Here is a 15,408-nt window from a genome sequence, read left to right as displayed (position 1 = left end):
GATCGGGGCCTTTGTGGGGCCTGTTAACGCAATATTACGAGTTGGTAAAGGCTCGTTTCATCGCCTCAACTCCTAATTCATGAATGAGAGCACTTTTTGCTAAAAGTGATTTTATTTTGAGCTGTTCAGGATCCCATCAATGATTGCCAGTTCTTCCGCCGAGAAATGGCGGTTTTCCAGCATGGCCACGGCATCGTCAATCTGGGCAGTTTTACTGGCCCCAATCAGCACTGACGTTACCGACTCGTGGCGTAAAATCCACGCCAGCGCCATCTGTGACAGTTTCTGGCCGCGGCTTTCCGCCAGCGCGTTCAGTTGACGAACCTTCTCCAGCTTCTCTTCGGTGATCTGATCGGGGTTAAGGAACTTACTGCCGCTTGCCGCACGCGAGTCTGCAGGAATACCGTGCAGGTAGCGGTTAGTCAGCTGTCCCCCCGCCAGCGGCGAGAAGGGAATGCAGCCGACGCCTTTTTCCTGCAGCACGTCCAGCAGGCCTTCCTCTGGCGCACGTTCAAACATCGAATATTTCGGCTGGTGGATCAGACACGGCGTCCCAAGGTCGTTCAGGATATCGATAGCCTTGCGGGCCTGTTCTGCAGGGTAATTTGATAACCCGACGTAAAGGGCTTTTCCCTGGCGCACCACATGGTCAAGCGCTTTCATGGTTTCCAGCAGTGGCGTTTGTGGGTCAGGACGGTGATGATAAAAGATATCCACATATTCCAGCCCCATACGCTTCAGGCTTTGATCCAGGCTGGCAACCAGATATTTGCGTGACCCCCAGTCGCCGTAGGGGCCATCCCACATGGTATAACCCGCTTTGGTCGAGATGATCAGCTCGTCGCGCCATGGCAGGAAATCTTCCTGCAAAATGCGACCGAAGTTACGTTCGGCTGAGCCGGGAGGAGGACCGTAATTATTGGCAAGGTCGAAATGCGTAATACCCAGATCGAACGCGCGTTGTAAAAGTTGACGGCTGTTTTCGACAAGCGTGGCGTCGCCAAAATTGTGCCACAACCCGAGTGAGATGGCAGGCAACCTGAGTCCGCTTTGCCCGCAGCGGCGATACTGCATTGTCTGATAACGATTTTTGTCCGGCTGGTAACCCATTCTGATGCCCTCTGGCGCTGAAAGGAAAAATCAGTGTATACGTTTACATTTACATGAAAAAAAAGAGCATAGCGCAGCCTTTTTTGTAAAGCATTCTTTCCATGCCCTTCTTACGACCAATTCTGGACAGCCATCACGCTTCTTTAATACTCAAAGTGAGGTCAACGTCAGAAGGACACCTGTTATGCGAACCCCATACTGCGTCGCCGATTACCTGCTGGACCGTCTTACAGATTGTGGTGCCGATCATCTGTTTGGCGTGCCGGGCGACTATAACCTGCAGTTTCTCGACCACGTAATAGACAGCCCGGATATTTGTTGGGTGGGCTGTGCCAATGAGCTGAACGCATCCTATGCCGCTGACGGATACGCCCGATGTAAGGGCTTTGCCGCGCTGCTGACCACATTCGGCGTTGGGGAGTTAAGTGCCATGAATGGCATTGCCGGCAGCTATGCCGAGCATGTCCCGGTTTTACATATTGTGGGGGCGCCGGGTACGGCGGCACAGCAAAGGGGAGAGTTGCTGCATCATACGTTGGGGGATGGGGAGTTCCGTCACTTTTATCATATGAGCGAGCCGATCACCGTCGCACAGGCGGTCCTTACCGAACAAAATGCCTGTTATGAAATCGACCGTGTGTTGACAACCATGCTTCGGGAACGCCGCCCCGGTTATCTGATGTTACCCGCCGATGTGGCAAAAAAAGCCGCCACGCCGCCTGTAAACGCTCTCACTCATAAGCAGGCTCATGCCGATAGCGCCTGCCTGAAAGCGTTCCGGGATGCTGCTGAGAACAAACTGGCGATGAGCAAACGTACCGCGCTGCTGGCCGACTTCCTTGTTCTGCGCCATGGCCTGAAGCATGCGCTACAGAAGTGGGTGAAAGAGGTACCGATGGCGCACGCCACCATGCTGATGGGGAAAGGGATTTTCGACGAGCGTCAGGCGGGTTTTTACGGTACATACAGTGGTTCAGCCAGCACCGGTGCGGTAAAAGAGGCGATTGAAGGGGCTGACACGGTATTGTGTGTTGGCACGCGTTTTACCGATACCCTGACGGCCGGGTTCACGCACCAGCTTACCCCGGCGCAAACCATTGAAGTTCAGCCGCATGCCGCACGCGTCGGGGATGTCTGGTTTACCGGCATCCCAATGAACCAGGCGATTGAGACGCTGGTCGAACTCTGCAAACAGCACGTGCACACTGGGCTTATGTCGTCATCATCCGGCGCAATACCGTTCCCGCAGCCGGACGGTTCGCTTACCCAGGAGAATTTCTGGAGAACGTTGCAAACCTTTATTCGCCCGGGGGACATTATCCTTGCCGACCAGGGAACATCGGCCTTCGGCGCGATTGATCTGCGTTTACCGGCTGATGTGAATTTTATCGTCCAGCCGCTGTGGGGCTCGATTGGTTACACGCTGGCGGCGGCGTTTGGTGCACAAACCGCATGCCCGAACCGACGCGTGATTGTGCTGACGGGGGATGGCGCGGCCCAGCTCACCATTCAGGAACTAGGCTCGATGCTGCGTGATAAGCAGCACCCCATTATTCTGGTGCTCAACAACGAAGGCTACACGGTTGAGAGGGCTATCCACGGGGCGGAGCAGCGGTATAACGACATTGCTTTGTGGAACTGGACGCACATTCCGCAGGCGTTGAGCCTCGATCCTCAGTCTGAGTGCTGGCGGGTCAGTGAAGCGGAACAGCTGGCGGACGTACTTGAAAAAGTGGCGCACCACGAGCGGCTCTCGTTGATTGAGGTGATGCTCCCGAAAGCGGATATCCCGCCGCTGCTCGGGGCGCTTACCAAAGCTCTGGAAGCGCGTAATAACGCCTGATTACTTGTCGTTTCGCCAGGCCATCATCATCGGTTTGCCCGCCAGCAGGAGCCAGGCGGGCAACATCACGATACAGAGCAGGGGGAAGAGCGTTGAATCTGGCACCACTACCGCCGCCATAAACAGGCTCAGCCACGCATCGCGCGTCACCACCAGCACCAGCCCCAGAATTGAGCAAGAGACCGTTATCGCTGCCGGCACCGCATCCACATGTTCATGCAGCATCAGCCCCAGCGCCACGCCGATAAACACCGCCGGGAAGATACGCCCACCGCGGAACCCACATGCTGCAGCCACCACCAGCGCCGCCAGTTTAACCAGCGCAAACAGCAGGTAATCAGACACGCTGAACACCTGGCTGAAAGCCAACTGCTGCATTTCATCAAGGCCTTTAAACAGCGTTACCGTTCCGCCGATAGCCCCTAATACGCCCAGCATCAGACCACCCGCCCCCAGAATCAGCACCGGGTGCTTCAGCCGGTGCATCAGACGGTGCAGGCGCGGAAGGCACCATACCGCAATCATCCCGAGTGCAATGGCGATCGCGACGACGATGGCACCGCTGAAAATATCGGCAATATGCATCTGGCCGTAGTGGGGCAGAGAGAGTGAGAAATGAGGATGGAAAAACAGACTGGTCGTGAGCGCGCCAGCCGCAGCGGCCATCAGCGGCGCAAAGAGTTTATCCCAGAGCGGGACGTCGTTATTGCTGGTAAGCGTCTGAGAAAAAATAAGGGCGGCGGCAACGGGCGTGCCGAAAAGCGCCCCGATGGTGCCTGCAGAGGCGAGGATGGTCCAGTCCAGCGCACCGACCCGGGGTAAAATGCGCGAACCGAGAAAGACCGCCATACCAATGTTTACCGCCATGATGGGGTGTTCAGGACCAAGGCTGACACCGCCCGCCAGACCCAGGATCAGCGCGATAATCAGCCCCGGCAGCGCCGAGGGGGGAACGGGCGCACCGATCAGTGGCTCAAGCGCCGGATCCGGCCCGGCGTGCCCTGGGCTAAAGCGGATCACCAGACCCACCGCAACGCCGGTGAGCGTCAGCATCAACATGATCCATCCCGGCGAATCCACGCTGACGCCCAGTTGTGCAGGAAGCGCCGTCCATAACATCGCCTGCAACACCGACGCGACTTTCATCACGACAATGAGCACCAGACTTGAGGCAACGCCAATAATCAGCGCCGGTATTGCCAGTAAGAGCATGGTTCTGGCTCGCGGATGGAGCATGATGATTTCCTTGTACAAAACGCTATTACGTTACTTTGCACAATCAGCTTTATGGCAATAGTGCAAAAGGTGCTGAAACGGTAAAGTTATTCTGTGACGAAGATCGATAATCCACGGGCATTCACCTTCCGGTCGTTGTTGTTATCACGCCTTGAACTTACAGTGTCCCAAAGATTTATTCTGACTTTAGCGGAGCAGTAGAAGAATGACAAAGTATGCTTTGGTAGGCGATGTGGGCGGCACGAATGCTCGCCTTGCCCTATGCGATGTAAATAGCGGTGAAATTTCCCGGGCGAAAACCTATTCAGGGCTGGATTATCCAAGTCTTGAGGCCGTTGTTCGGGTCTATCTTGAAGAGCAACAGGTGAGCATCGAAGACGGATGTATCGCCATTGCCTGCCCGATTACCGGTGACTGGGTGGCGATGACCAACCATGTCTGGGCATTTTCCATCGCTGAGATGAAAAAAAACCTTGGTTTTTCGCATCTTGAAATCATCAATGACTTTACTGCCGTGTCCATGGCGATCCCGATGCTGAAGCCAGAGCATCTGATTCAGTTTGGCGGTACAGCGCCAGTAGAAGGTAAGCCGATTGCGGTCTACGGTGCCGGTACCGGTCTTGGCGTTTCACATCTGGTTCACGTCGACCAGCGTTGGGTAAGCCTGCCGGGTGAGGGCGGTCACGTGGACTTTGCGCCCAACAGCGAAGAAGAGGGCATTATCCTCGAAGAGCTGCGTGCTGAAATCGGCCACGTCTCCGCCGAACGCGTGCTTTCCGGTCCGGGTCTGGTGAATCTGTACCGTGCGATTGTAAAATCAGACGGCCGTCTGCCGGAGAATCTGCAGCCAAAAGATGTGACCGAACGCGCGCTGGCGGACAGCTGCATCGACTGTCGCCGTGCGCTGTCGCTGTTCTGTGTGATCATGGGGCGGTTTGGCGGCAACCTGGCGCTGACGCTGGGTACCTTCGGGGGAGTCTATATCGCGGGCGGGATCGTACCGCGTTTCCTCGACTTCTTTACAGCCTCAGGCTTCCGCGGTGCGTTTGAAGACAAAGGTCGCTTCAGAAGCTATGTGCAGGACATCCCTGTGTACCTGATTGTGCACGATAACCCTGGCCTGCTTGGCTCGGGCGCGCACCTGCGTCAGGTACTGGGTCAAATCCTCTGACAACTATCCCTCTCCTGCGGGAGAGGGGATTTTTACAGATGCATCAGCTGGCGGAACTCTTTCACCTTGCTGCGACTCACCGGGACCTGAAAATCAAGATCCTTCAGACGCAAAATATAGGTGTTGTTAAACCACGGTTCGATCTCGCGGATCTTGTTTAGATTGACGCAAAACGAACGGTGGCAGCGGAAAAAGTGCGCCGCCGGCAGTTTGTTGCAAAACTCGGTGATGTTCATTGCCATCACGTATGATTCACGCCGTGTATAGACAAACGTCATCTTCTCGTGCGCTTCGGCATAGTAGATATCGTCGATAGGCGTCACGATGATGCGTTCATCCTTGACCAGGTTTATGGTGTCGTTTTCACGTATCGCCGGGCTTGCGTTAGCAGGCGTGGCCTGTTGTTGCCATGCGGCTTCCAGCTTTTGCAGCATGCTGACAATACGCGATTCCTGGTAAGGCTTCAGAATATAGTCAAACGCTTCAAGTTCGAAGGCTTCTACGGCGTGCTCTTTCCAGGCGGTGACGAAAACAATAAACGGCTTATGAGCAAACTGATTAATATTTTGCGCCAGTAATACACCGTCCAGTGATGGAATGTTGATATCCAGAAAAATGGCGTCGACCCGGTTATGCTGCAAGAACTTGAGCACGTCCAGACCATCCTCAAAGGTACCCACAATCTCCATCTGGCTGTGCGTTTTGATAAGCCAGCTCAGCTCCTGTTGAGCCAGAATTTCATCTTCCACGATGATGACTTTCATTGATTACTCCGGCCTATGGCAACAGTGATGTCGCCGCATGAACGGGGGAGCGTTCATTCGGGACGTAAAAAGCAATTTCGGTGCCGGGTTCGAGACGGTGAATGTGCAGTCCGTCGCCGAACAACAGCTTGACCCGATGGTGCACGTTCAGCAGTCCAATTTTATTGCCCGGCATTTCGTTAGACTCCACGCGCTCAATGACTTTTGGATCAATACCGTGGCCGGTATCGCGCACGGCAATGCGCACGCGGTTACCGCTTTCGGTTACGCTGATGGTGACCACGCCTTTACCTTTACACGGCTGAATGCCGTGAACAATCGCGTTTCCCACCAGCGGCTGGATCAGCAGGCTTGGGATCACACAGTTGACCTCTTCATCGATATCGTAAATCACCGTGAGCTTGTCGCCAAAACGGGCCTGCTCAATCGCGATATAGTCCTTGATCTGATACAGCTCTTTTTTGATGTCGATCTGCTCGTCATCGTTCAGTTCAATGTTGTAGCGCAGGTAGCGCGACAGATTGAATATAAGCTGACGCGCGGTGTCCGGATTCATCCGGATGGAGGACGAGATGGCGTTCAGCGCGTTAAACAGAAAATGAGGATTGATTTTGCTCTGAAGCGCGCGCAGCTCTGCCTTATTTGCCATCTCGCGCAGCTGTTCTGCACGGGAAACTTCCAGCTGGGTAGAGATAATCTGCGACAGGCCGATGGCCATCTCCTGAAGCGTGGAGGTGATCTGGTGCGCGTGGCAGTAGTAGATTTTTAGTGTGCCCGTTACCACGCCTTTTTCCCACAGCGGAATCACCAGCATGGAGTGGATTTCCGGCGTTCGGTGAGCTTCATCATTGTTCTTAATGATGATTTTACCGTAGTTGATCGCCTGTCGGGTGGTGGGGCTAATGGTATCGTCATTATCGCGGTAATTGTGTTCCCCGACGCCGACGTAAGCCAGTACGTGGTCGTTATTGGTAATGGCGACCGCATCGGCATGAATATCGCGGCGGATAATATCGCAGACCTGACGTAACGACTCCGCGTTCACATGGCGGAAGAGTGGCAGCGTTTTGTTGGCGATATCCAGCGCCAGCTTCGCCTGACGCGCGGCACTGGCCTCTTTTTCTCCCTCAACGCTTTGTACCAGCAGCACGATAAAACCGATGCAGACGCTGCCGAGGATCATGGGAATACCGATTTTCGAAACGATATCCAGCCCCAGTGCGATAGTGGGGGCCCACACCACCACCAGGATCATGGTCAGCGTTTCGCACACCATGCCGGCGATGATCCCGGCGCGCCAGCGCTGCTTTTTCTGGATCTTGCGGTTAATCCATCCTGACAGTACCCCGGCAATAATACTGGTAATAAAACAGGGAATTGCCGTCACGCCACCGATATCAATCAGGTAACGGTGCGTACCGGCAATCAGTCCGGTGATGACGCCGACCCACGGGCCAAACAAAATCCCGCCGGACATGACGGCAATGATACGCACGTTAACCAGCGATCCCTCGACCGGCACGCCGGACCATGTGCTGAACAACGCGAACAGCGAGAAGATCGCGGTTACGGCCAGCAGCTCTTTTGGCGAGTGCGCAGACTTGTGCAAAAGCTCGCGGAACAGGCGAATGCGGATGAGGAAAAACAGGCAAATCAGCATTAATGCCGCACGGTCAAAAACTGCCAGCAGCATATTGAATATTTCGTGCACGAGTAGACCAGGGAAAACGGGAAAGAACCATGATAAAAAACCTGGCGCGTATTGACCAGCTATCCGTCAGGTTTATCAAATGGGGAAAAAACCTGTTTTGCAAAGGGGATTATCAGGAGAGGGCTGAAGTCTCCCGATTTTTTTGTGATAACGCCTGAGCAGGTAACGGTTTTGATATCATCGTGTTACACAACAGATATCAGAAAGAGGCTGTCACTTCGGACGCTTCCGCTTTTCAATGCAGCAGGGTTCCGATTTTAGCGCGCACTCTTTTTTTTCATTTCCCTCTCGACAGCATGTTTTTTTTCAGGTTATTTTCTAAACATGCCACATCGGTGGCAGCGTCGCTCGGACGGTCCGGGCGCTAACGTTAATCTGAGGAATCTATGGCTGAATTCAGTCCTGAACGCCGTTTTACGCGTATCGATCGTCTCCCCCCTTATGTATTCAACATCACTGCTGAACTGAAAATGGCTGCGCGTCGGCGCGGCGAAGACATTATTGATTTCAGCATGGGTAACCCTGACGGCCCAACACCGCCGCATATTGTTGAGAAGTTATGTACGGTTGCTCAGCGTCCGGATACGCACGGCTACTCCACCTCTCGCGGTATTCCTCGATTACGTCGTGCAATTTCTCGCTGGTATCAGGATCGCTACCAGGTTGATATCGACCCTGAAAGCGAGGCGATTGTCACCATCGGCTCAAAAGAAGGTCTGGCGCACCTGATGCTGGCGACACTGGATCATGGTGATACTGTACTGGTGCCCAATCCGAGCTACCCGATTCACATTTATGGCGCAGTGATTGCCGGAGCGCAGGTTCGCTCCGTACCACTGGTGGAAGGGGTCGATTTCTTTAACGAACTGGAACGTGCGATTCGCGAAAGCTATCCGAAACCTAAGATGATGATCCTCGGTTTTCCGTCGAACCCGACGGCGCAGTGCGTAGAGCTCGATTTCTTTGAAAAAGTGGTCGCCCTGGCCAAACGTTACGATGTGCTGGTGGTGCATGATTTAGCCTATGCCGATATTGTCTATGACGGCTGGAAAGCCCCTTCGATTATGCAGGTTCCTGGCGCACGCGATGTGGCGGTTGAGTTCTTTACGCTGTCGAAAAGCTACAACATGGCTGGCTGGCGCATCGGCTTTATGGTGGGCAACAAGACGCTGGTGAATGCCCTGGCGCGCATCAAGAGTTATCACGACTACGGTACCTTTACCCCGCTTCAGGTCGCGGCTATTGCAGCACTTGAAGGCGATCAGCAGTGTGTGCATGAGATTGCTGCGCAGTATAAGCGTCGCCGTGATGTGCTGGTCAAAGGGTTGCATGAAGCGGGCTGGATGGTGGACATGCCGAAAGCGTCCATGTACGTCTGGGCTAAAATTCCGGAGCCGTATGCGGCAATGGGATCGCTGGAGTTTGCCAAAAAGCTGCTGCAGGACGCGAAGGTATGTGTCTCGCCGGGCATTGGCTTTGGTGATTATGGCGACACCCATGTGCGATTCGCTCTGATTGAAAACAGTGACCGCATCCGCCAGGCGGTGAGGGGCATCAAGAGTATGTTCCGCGCCGACGGACTTCTCTCATCGAAAAGCGTCACCGAACATCACGCGTCATCATGACATAAAAAAACAGGAGCCATCGGCTCCTGTTTTTTTTGACTGCATGTTCTTCACTAGATCATCAGGGCAAACGTTCCGGCCCAGACTAAAACAATCACCGAAATGCCCATAAAGAAATATTTCACGTTTCATCGCTCCGCGTATCTTGTGGTACGCATTTAAAAACAGAGTCCACCTGATTATAGAGAGCTGAAGTTGGCTTATAGCGGAAATAAGATTTTTCCCGTAATACCGCCGACTCCCGCTCAGAATTCTGTGCTTTCCTGTTGCCAGACGGCGCTAATGTACGCCTAAAAATGGGGGGTGACAAGAGGGATTTTTTTAAATAATTTCCGTCACTTACGAGTGTCGTGGAACGGCGACAGTTTGATTTCAGAACGCAATAAATTCACTTTGAGCGACGCAAAGAAAGACAGTACACAGCGTGATTACAGGTCATTGAAAAGGTTAGTTTCTTAACGAAACTAACCTTCTGGAATTTAGATATACAGCGAGGCTTCGCCAAGAGGGCGTGTTTTGAAACGGCGATGCATCCAGAGATATTGCTCGGGCGCACGCATGATTTCCATTTCGATAACTTTATTGATGAACGTAGCGGCTTCGCCTTCGTTTTCCGGATAGTTAGCCATCTCAGGGGAGATATGCAGGCGATAGCCTGATTTATCCGCTTTTCTGACCATCGTGACGGTCAACATGGATGCACCGGAAAGACGTGAAATCACAAAGGTACCATTGGTCGTGGCGACATCTTTCACCGCAAAGAACGGAGCGAAGCTACTGCCTTTACGCCCATAATCCTGGTCCGGTGCGAACCAGACGGCCTCACCTTTTTTCAGTGCGCCAACCATGCCGCGCAGGTTGTTACGGCTGATCATCGCCTTATTCGAGCGCATACGACCACGTGTCTGCACCCATTCCATCACGGCGCTGTTGTGCGGACGGTAGGTTGCCATCATCGGCTGGCAAAGCCCCATGACGCGACCCCCCAGTTCCAGAGACATAAAGTGAACGCCGACTACCATCACGCCGCGGTTTTGCAACTGGGCACGTTTCAGGTTATCCAGGCCTTCCACATCAAACCATTTACGAACACGTTCATCAGACCAGAACCATGCCATACCGGTTTCAAGCAGAGCCATGCCGATAGATTTAAAGTTTTCAGCAATCAGTTTTTCGCGCTGTTCCGCATTGTACTGTGGAAAGCAAAGTTCGAGATTTTTACGCGCAATAGACTCACGACGTTTAAGGAAGTGGCGCGATGCGCTGCCAAGCCTGGAGCCCAGAATGCGGATTACGGGATAAGGAAGCTGAACCAGTAACCAGAGCACGCCAAGACCAAACCATGTGAACCAGTAACGCGGGTGCATAAACGCGCGTTTGAATTTGGATTGTGACAAAATAATGGGAACCTATATAAAGTCGGTGAAAGTCACGCATTGCGTAACCACGTACCTGTTAGACCGTAGTACAAGGTCATGGTTGCAGGCTTTACCGATCTTTACGGCGTTGCCTGGCCATTGCTGACGTTGGGTGGGCGGTATAATGTAGCACCCTTTATACGGTATGTGCTATTACTCGTTCTTGATTAAAAAAGCGGCAATTTGAAAGGTCTTTGATTTTTCTGTTTTTATAAACCAGAACAGATGCGCGACGGCATCTGTTTGGATATTTTGAAAGCAGTCACTATGCTTTCCAGGCCGCATCGCCAGGCTGTACCTGTTTATACCATGCCATCAGCGCGGCTGTATCGGCCTCTCCCTCGGCGGGGGCCCAGGTAACGAAATCCTCATCAGCCACCGGTTGATAGCCACCGTGTTTAACTTCAAAAATAACGCCGCCATGATCCAGTGACAGCACGGCATGCCAGGTTCCCGCCTCCATCTCCAGCGCCATACACGCTTCACCTAATACGACGCGACGGGTGACGATGCCCTGGTCGTCAAAATTCAGCACGACAAAACGCCCGCGAAGGGGAAGTAACAGCTCAAAGGTATGCGGATGACGATGAGGGCGAACATAGGTGCCAGGTTCCATCGCGATGGCCAGCCGCTGAACCGGGTCGCTCAGTTCAGGATGAAAGTTACGATGTGCGCGTAAACGCGGGGCGTTAGCCGCCGCTTCACTTTGTTGCTTCAAATCGGAGAGCGTGATTTGTTTCATGATGGTTCCCTAAAGAGAAGAGGGCCTGTGGAGTAAAGCAGTGGAATTGTAATACGGAATAACATAACCCGTATAAATGAGGGTTCAATCACTGCACATCACCTCTGGAGCATAATAACCTGTGCTGCTAAATTCTCTTTAGCGGCTAAAACGTGACTGACAGGGAAAAGCGGGTGACAGAGCAAGTCGATTATCAGATTGAAAAATACAAATTTACCGAGGCGAATGAACCTCCGCGTCTTACCCGTCAGTGGGCCGACGTTTTAAGCGAGTGCAAGGCAATCCAGGCCGGGGCCGAGGCGCGTCTGCGTATTGCCCTGACCAATGTCGATTACGTTACCAGCTTTGAGCTGCCTTTCCGCCTGCTGCTCGTGCGGACACCTCAGTTAATTGCCGGCTTGCGTGATGAACTGCAGCTCAGCCAGAAGAATGTCATTTTTAACGGGAAACGGTTTGGCTGTGTCTGGAGCGTGAAGTCCGATTTGAGCGATGTACCTGATGTTTTTCAATATCATCTGTTCACACGTATACGGCGAACGGAAGCGACACAATTGACCGCGGAACCTTTTCTGCAGATAGCCAAAGAAATTAAGCCCCCCACGGAACGTCTGAAGCGTGCTCTGTTAAGTGGTCTGGAGGTAACCGCACTCGATGCGCTGTTTTGGTTTGGGATCCAGCGGATTGCTGCTGAGGTGTCGCGTCTGAGAAAGGCCGGAATGAGAATTACCACTGCGGAAAAACAGGTATTTGATAATCTTACCGGAACCACTCGCCTTGTGCCGGTGTATCGGCGCGCCGATGAGAGCATGGTGTCCTCTGCAGGAATGCAACGGCAGGAATGACCCTTTATTATGTAAAGTGAGAGCATGCTTTGGGTTACAGAGGGGGCCCGGTTAAGGGCGTGATGATATCTTTCAGGAAAGTTAAATCAACAACGTTGCACCAGACGGTGTTATACAGATTTCAAAACCAACTTTAATGACGTCGTGTCAGCGTCGTCCCCTCTGTATCCCTGGAATCCTGATTTTAGCAACAAGATAGGGTTGTTGTTCAAGGTTGTGCCCACTCCTCGATTGATGCCTGAGATTTACCTATCACTGGCACTGGGATGAGGCATCCATAAAGTCCCCGTGATATTTACTTTTCTGATGAAAATAATAAAACTCATTTAAGTAAATAATAAAAAATGGTGAAGGCCTGTAAATGTCGCCAATTTTTTCACATAGGCAGGCATGTTCTGCCTTTCATTTTTGATAAAAGTACAAAATCAGATATTTCATGTGATTGATGAGATTTTATACAAAATAGCCCCTAAATTAAATTGATCACTTACTGTACACCCTTATTTCATAAGGGTTAAAGGGGTGTGCAAGAAAATTCTTATAAATCAGAAAGATGATCTTTGGTTGTTAAGATTTTTAGCGGCAACGTTTTGTTACATTTTTTGGTTTCCGATCGGGCAGGGAACGTTCCTACACTCCGGCTATTGGGTCTTATCCGAAATTTTTTTCATTTCAGACAAAAGCTCAAAAACACAATGTCGATATGCTGGTGAATGGAATGTGCCCGCTTTTAATTCCGGGGTTTTGATTTTCGTCCGATGACGTGAACCTGGAAGCTGTTCTGGCTGGGTTTGCCTTTCTTATTAATTTCTCACTGGCATTGACCGTTTTTATAACTCCATAAAACAGGGATAGCCATGTCTAACTCTTCTTTTCAGTCCGAAATACCCAAGGCACGTATTAATTTAAAGCTTGATTTGCATACGGGCGGAGCGAGCAAGAAAACTGAGCTCCCCCTGAAATTACTGGTGGCGGGAGACTTCAGTAATGGTCAGGAGACTGCACCACTATCGGAGCGCAAAAAAGTTAATCTGAATAAAAACAACTTTGACTCTGTTCTTTCCGAATATTCCCCAATCGTAAATATTACCGTTAAAAACACGCTTGCTGGTGATGGTAGTGAGGACAACATCAATCTGACATTCCAGAGTATTAATGATTTCTCTCCGGAGCAGGTTTCGCGGCAAATACCTCAGCTGAAGGCCATGCTTTCCATGCGCAATTTGCTTCGCGATTTAAAAGCCAATCTCCTTGATAACCAGGCTTTCCGAAAAGAGCTGGAAAAAATTCTTCTCGATCCTGCATTAAGTGCAGAACTCAGAGCCGAACTCTCAGCCCTGGCCCCGAAACAGCCATAACGGCCATGTGCTTTTAACGGATTAATAAGGAATATGTTGATGTCTGTAAAAAATGAGAATGCCGCGGGTAACGAGAGCGTAGTGCTTGAACGTCCTGCAGCAGGCGGGGTATATGCGTCCCTGTTTGAAAAAATCAATCTTAACCCTGTCTCTGAGCTAAGTGCGCTTGATATCTGGCAGGATGCACAGGCGATGTCGGATGCAACAGCAGACGAACGTTTAACTGCCGGCATGAAGGTGTTCCTGGAATGTCTGACAAAAGCGGGCTCAAAAGTTGAGAAACTCGATAAAAACCTGATTGACCACCATATCGCGGAACTGGATTACCAGATCAGCCGTCAGCTTGATGCTGTTATGCATCATGAAGACTTTCAGGCGGTAGAAAGTCTGTGGCGCGGTGTGAAATCTCTTGTCGACAAAACCGATTTTCGCCAGAACGTGAAAGTTGAACTACTGGATATGTCTAAAGAAGACCTGCGTCAGGACTTTGAAGATTGCCCGGAAATCGTCCAGAGTGGGCTGTATAAACATACATATATTGATGAGTATGATACCCCGGGTGGCGAGCCGATTGCTGCGCTGATTTCCGCTTACGAATTTGATGCGTCTGCCCAGGATGTAGCCCTGCTGCGCAGCATCTCTAAAGTGTCTGCTGCTGCACATATGCCATTTATCGGTTCTGCCGGCCCGAAATTCTTCCTGAAAGACAGTATGGAGGATGTGGCGGCCATCAAGGATATCGGCAACTACTTTGACCGCGCTGAGTACATCAAGTGGAAATCCTTCCGCGAGACGGATGATTCCCGCTATATCGGTCTGGTTATGCCGCGTGTACTGGGGCGCCTGCCTTATGGTCCGGATACCGTACCTGTGCGTAGCTTCAACTACGTCGAAGAAGTGAAAGGTCCGGATCACAATAGATATTTGTGGACCAATGCTTCCTTTGCCTTTGCGACCAATATGGTACGCAGCTTTATCAACAACGGTTGGTGTGTACAGATACGTGGCCCGCAGGCTGGTGGTGCTGTACAGGATCTGCCTATCCATTTATACGATCTGGGCACTGGCAATCAGGTGAAGATCCCGTCTGAAGTGATGATCCCTGAGACGCGTGAATTTGAATTTGCCAACCTGGGTTTCATTCCATTGTCGTACTACAAAAATCGCGACTACGCGTGCTTTTTCTCTGCGAACTCCACGCAGAAACCGGCGCTTTACGATACCGCCGATGCGACGGCCAACAGCCGCATTAACGCTCGCCTGCCGTATATCTTCTTGTTGTCGCGTATCGCGCACTACCTGAAGCTCATTCAGCGCGAAAACATCGGCACCACTAAGGATCGTCGTCTTCTGGAGCTGGAGCTGAACACCTGGGTTCGCGGTCTGGTGACGGAAATGACCGATCCTGGCGATGAGCTGCAGGCGTCCCACCCACTGCGCGATGCGAAAGTGGTGGTGGAAGATATCGAAGATAACCCGGGCTTCTTCCGCGTGAAGCTGTACGCCGTACCGCACTTCCAGGTGGAAGGGATGGACGTCAATCTGTCTCTGGTTTCTCAGATGCCGAAAGCCAAATCGTAAGGCGAGG

General features: G+C 52.0%; 13 protein-coding genes. 6 read left to right on the top strand and 7 right to left on the bottom strand.

The features are described 5' to 3' along the window. Positions 1-111 precede the first annotated feature (111 nt). A complete protein-coding gene (mgrA, locus tag AM379_RS01350; protein WP_050737152.1) occupies positions 112-1,110 on the bottom strand; it encodes an L-glyceraldehyde 3-phosphate reductase in 999 nt (332 codons plus the stop codon). 184 nt (positions 1,111-1,294) lie between these two features. Here mgrA and ipdC point away from each other — a divergent pair, with 184 nt between their 5' ends. Next, complete coding sequence (ipdC, locus tag AM379_RS01345; RefSeq protein ID WP_106503383.1) at positions 1,295-2,953, top strand: indolepyruvate decarboxylase; 1,659 nt, start codon at positions 1,295-1,297, stop codon at positions 2,951-2,953. On the opposite strand, the gene AM379_RS01340 is transcribed toward ipdC, so the two are convergent. Next, positions 2,954-4,189: an ion channel protein gene (locus AM379_RS01340; protein WP_020883101.1), complete on the bottom strand. Its 1,236-nt coding sequence runs from the start codon at positions 4,187-4,189 to the stop codon at positions 2,954-2,956. A gap of 205 nt (positions 4,190-4,394) precedes the next feature. On the opposite strand from AM379_RS01340, the gene glk reads away from it, so the two are divergent. Beyond that, positions 4,395-5,360 carry a glucokinase gene (glk, locus tag AM379_RS01335; protein WP_014171063.1) on the top strand — a complete coding sequence of 322 codons (966 nt, stop codon included), beginning with the start codon at positions 4,395-4,397 and terminating at the stop codon, positions 5,358-5,360. Positions 5,361-5,392: 32 nt separating this feature from the next. Here glk and AM379_RS01330 read toward each other — a convergent pair whose 3' ends face one another. Beyond that, positions 5,393-6,124, bottom strand: a complete 732-nt coding sequence (locus AM379_RS01330) for a LytR/AlgR family response regulator transcription factor (RefSeq protein WP_025203509.1) — start codon at positions 6,122-6,124, stop codon at positions 5,393-5,395. A gap of 13 nt (positions 6,125-6,137) precedes the next feature. Continuing rightward, the gene (locus AM379_RS01325; RefSeq protein WP_106503382.1) at positions 6,138-7,835 is read right to left on the bottom strand and encodes a sensor histidine kinase; all 1,698 of its coding nucleotides are present in this window, start codon (positions 7,833-7,835) and stop codon (positions 6,138-6,140) included. A 386-nt stretch (positions 7,836-8,221) separates the two neighbouring features. Here AM379_RS01325 and alaC point away from each other — a divergent pair, with 386 nt between their 5' ends. Then, positions 8,222-9,460, top strand: a complete 1,239-nt coding sequence (gene alaC, locus AM379_RS01315; RefSeq protein WP_025203511.1) for an alanine transaminase — start codon at positions 8,222-8,224, stop codon at positions 9,458-9,460. A gap of 53 nt (positions 9,461-9,513) precedes the next feature. On the opposite strand, the gene ypdK is transcribed toward alaC, so the two are convergent. The 3 genes from ypdK to AM379_RS01300 all read right to left on the bottom strand — a co-directional run bounded on the left by ypdK (position 9,514) and on the right by AM379_RS01300 (position 11,620). Next, positions 9,514-9,585, bottom strand: a complete 72-nt coding sequence (gene ypdK / locus AM379_RS01310) for a membrane protein YpdK (RefSeq protein WP_099458937.1) — start codon at positions 9,583-9,585, stop codon at positions 9,514-9,516. A 354-nt stretch (positions 9,586-9,939) separates the two neighbouring features. After that, positions 9,940-10,860, bottom strand: coding sequence for a kdo(2)-lipid IV(A) palmitoleoyltransferase (gene lpxP, locus AM379_RS01305; protein WP_106503380.1), 921 nt, complete (start codon positions 10,858-10,860; stop codon positions 9,940-9,942). A gap of 283 nt (positions 10,861-11,143) precedes the next feature. Further along, complete coding sequence (locus tag AM379_RS01300) at positions 11,144-11,620, bottom strand: WbuC family cupin fold metalloprotein (protein WP_106503379.1); 477 nt, start codon at positions 11,618-11,620, stop codon at positions 11,144-11,146. Between the two features lie 173 nt (positions 11,621-11,793). Here AM379_RS01300 and AM379_RS01295 point away from each other — a divergent pair, with 173 nt between their 5' ends. From AM379_RS01295 to tssC, 3 genes are all read left to right on the top strand, one after another. Next, positions 11,794-12,462 (top strand): helix-turn-helix domain-containing protein, encoded by a 669-nt coding sequence (locus AM379_RS01295; RefSeq protein ID WP_106503378.1) that lies wholly within the window; start codon positions 11,794-11,796, stop codon positions 12,460-12,462. Between the two features lie 857 nt (positions 12,463-13,319). Next, the gene (tssB, locus tag AM379_RS01290; RefSeq protein ID WP_025204527.1) at positions 13,320-13,820 is read left to right on the top strand and encodes a type VI secretion system contractile sheath small subunit; all 501 of its coding nucleotides are present in this window, start codon (positions 13,320-13,322) and stop codon (positions 13,818-13,820) included. Positions 13,821-13,853: 33 nt separating this feature from the next. Next, positions 13,854-15,401, top strand: a complete 1,548-nt coding sequence (gene tssC, locus AM379_RS01285) for a type VI secretion system contractile sheath large subunit (RefSeq protein WP_106503377.1) — start codon at positions 13,854-13,856, stop codon at positions 15,399-15,401. The last annotated feature ends 7 nt before the right edge of the window (positions 15,402-15,408 follow it).

It is taken from the genome of Enterobacter cloacae complex sp. FDA-CDC-AR_0132, from assembly GCF_003010695.1.
Taxonomy (GTDB): Bacteria; Pseudomonadota; Gammaproteobacteria; order Enterobacterales; family Enterobacteriaceae; genus Enterobacter; species Enterobacter ludwigii.
Note: the sequence above shows the minus strand (reverse complement) of the source record. Positions and strands in the feature narration are given on the sequence as shown.

Coding starts and splice junctions, on each gene's coding strand:
- mgrA (WP_050737152.1), bottom strand. CDS start 1,110: ATGGGTTACCAGCCGGACAAAAATCGTTATCAGACAATGCAGTATCGC.
- ipdC (WP_106503383.1), top strand. CDS start 1,295: ATGCGAACCCCATACTGCGTCGCCGATTACCTGCTGGACCGTCTTACA.
- AM379_RS01340 (WP_020883101.1), bottom strand. CDS start 4,189: ATGCTCCATCCGCGAGCCAGAACCATGCTCTTACTGGCAATACCGGCG.
- glk (WP_014171063.1), top strand. CDS start 4,395: ATGACAAAGTATGCTTTGGTAGGCGATGTGGGCGGCACGAATGCTCGC.
- AM379_RS01330 (WP_025203509.1), bottom strand. CDS start 6,124: ATGAAAGTCATCATCGTGGAAGATGAAATTCTGGCTCAACAGGAGCTG.
- alaC (WP_025203511.1), top strand. CDS start 8,222: ATGGCTGAATTCAGTCCTGAACGCCGTTTTACGCGTATCGATCGTCTC.
- AM379_RS01300 (WP_106503379.1), bottom strand. CDS start 11,620: ATGAAACAAATCACGCTCTCCGATTTGAAGCAACAAAGTGAAGCGGCG.
- tssB (WP_025204527.1), top strand. CDS start 13,320: ATGTCTAACTCTTCTTTTCAGTCCGAAATACCCAAGGCACGTATTAAT.
- tssC (WP_106503377.1), top strand. CDS start 13,854: ATGTTGATGTCTGTAAAAAATGAGAATGCCGCGGGTAACGAGAGCGTA.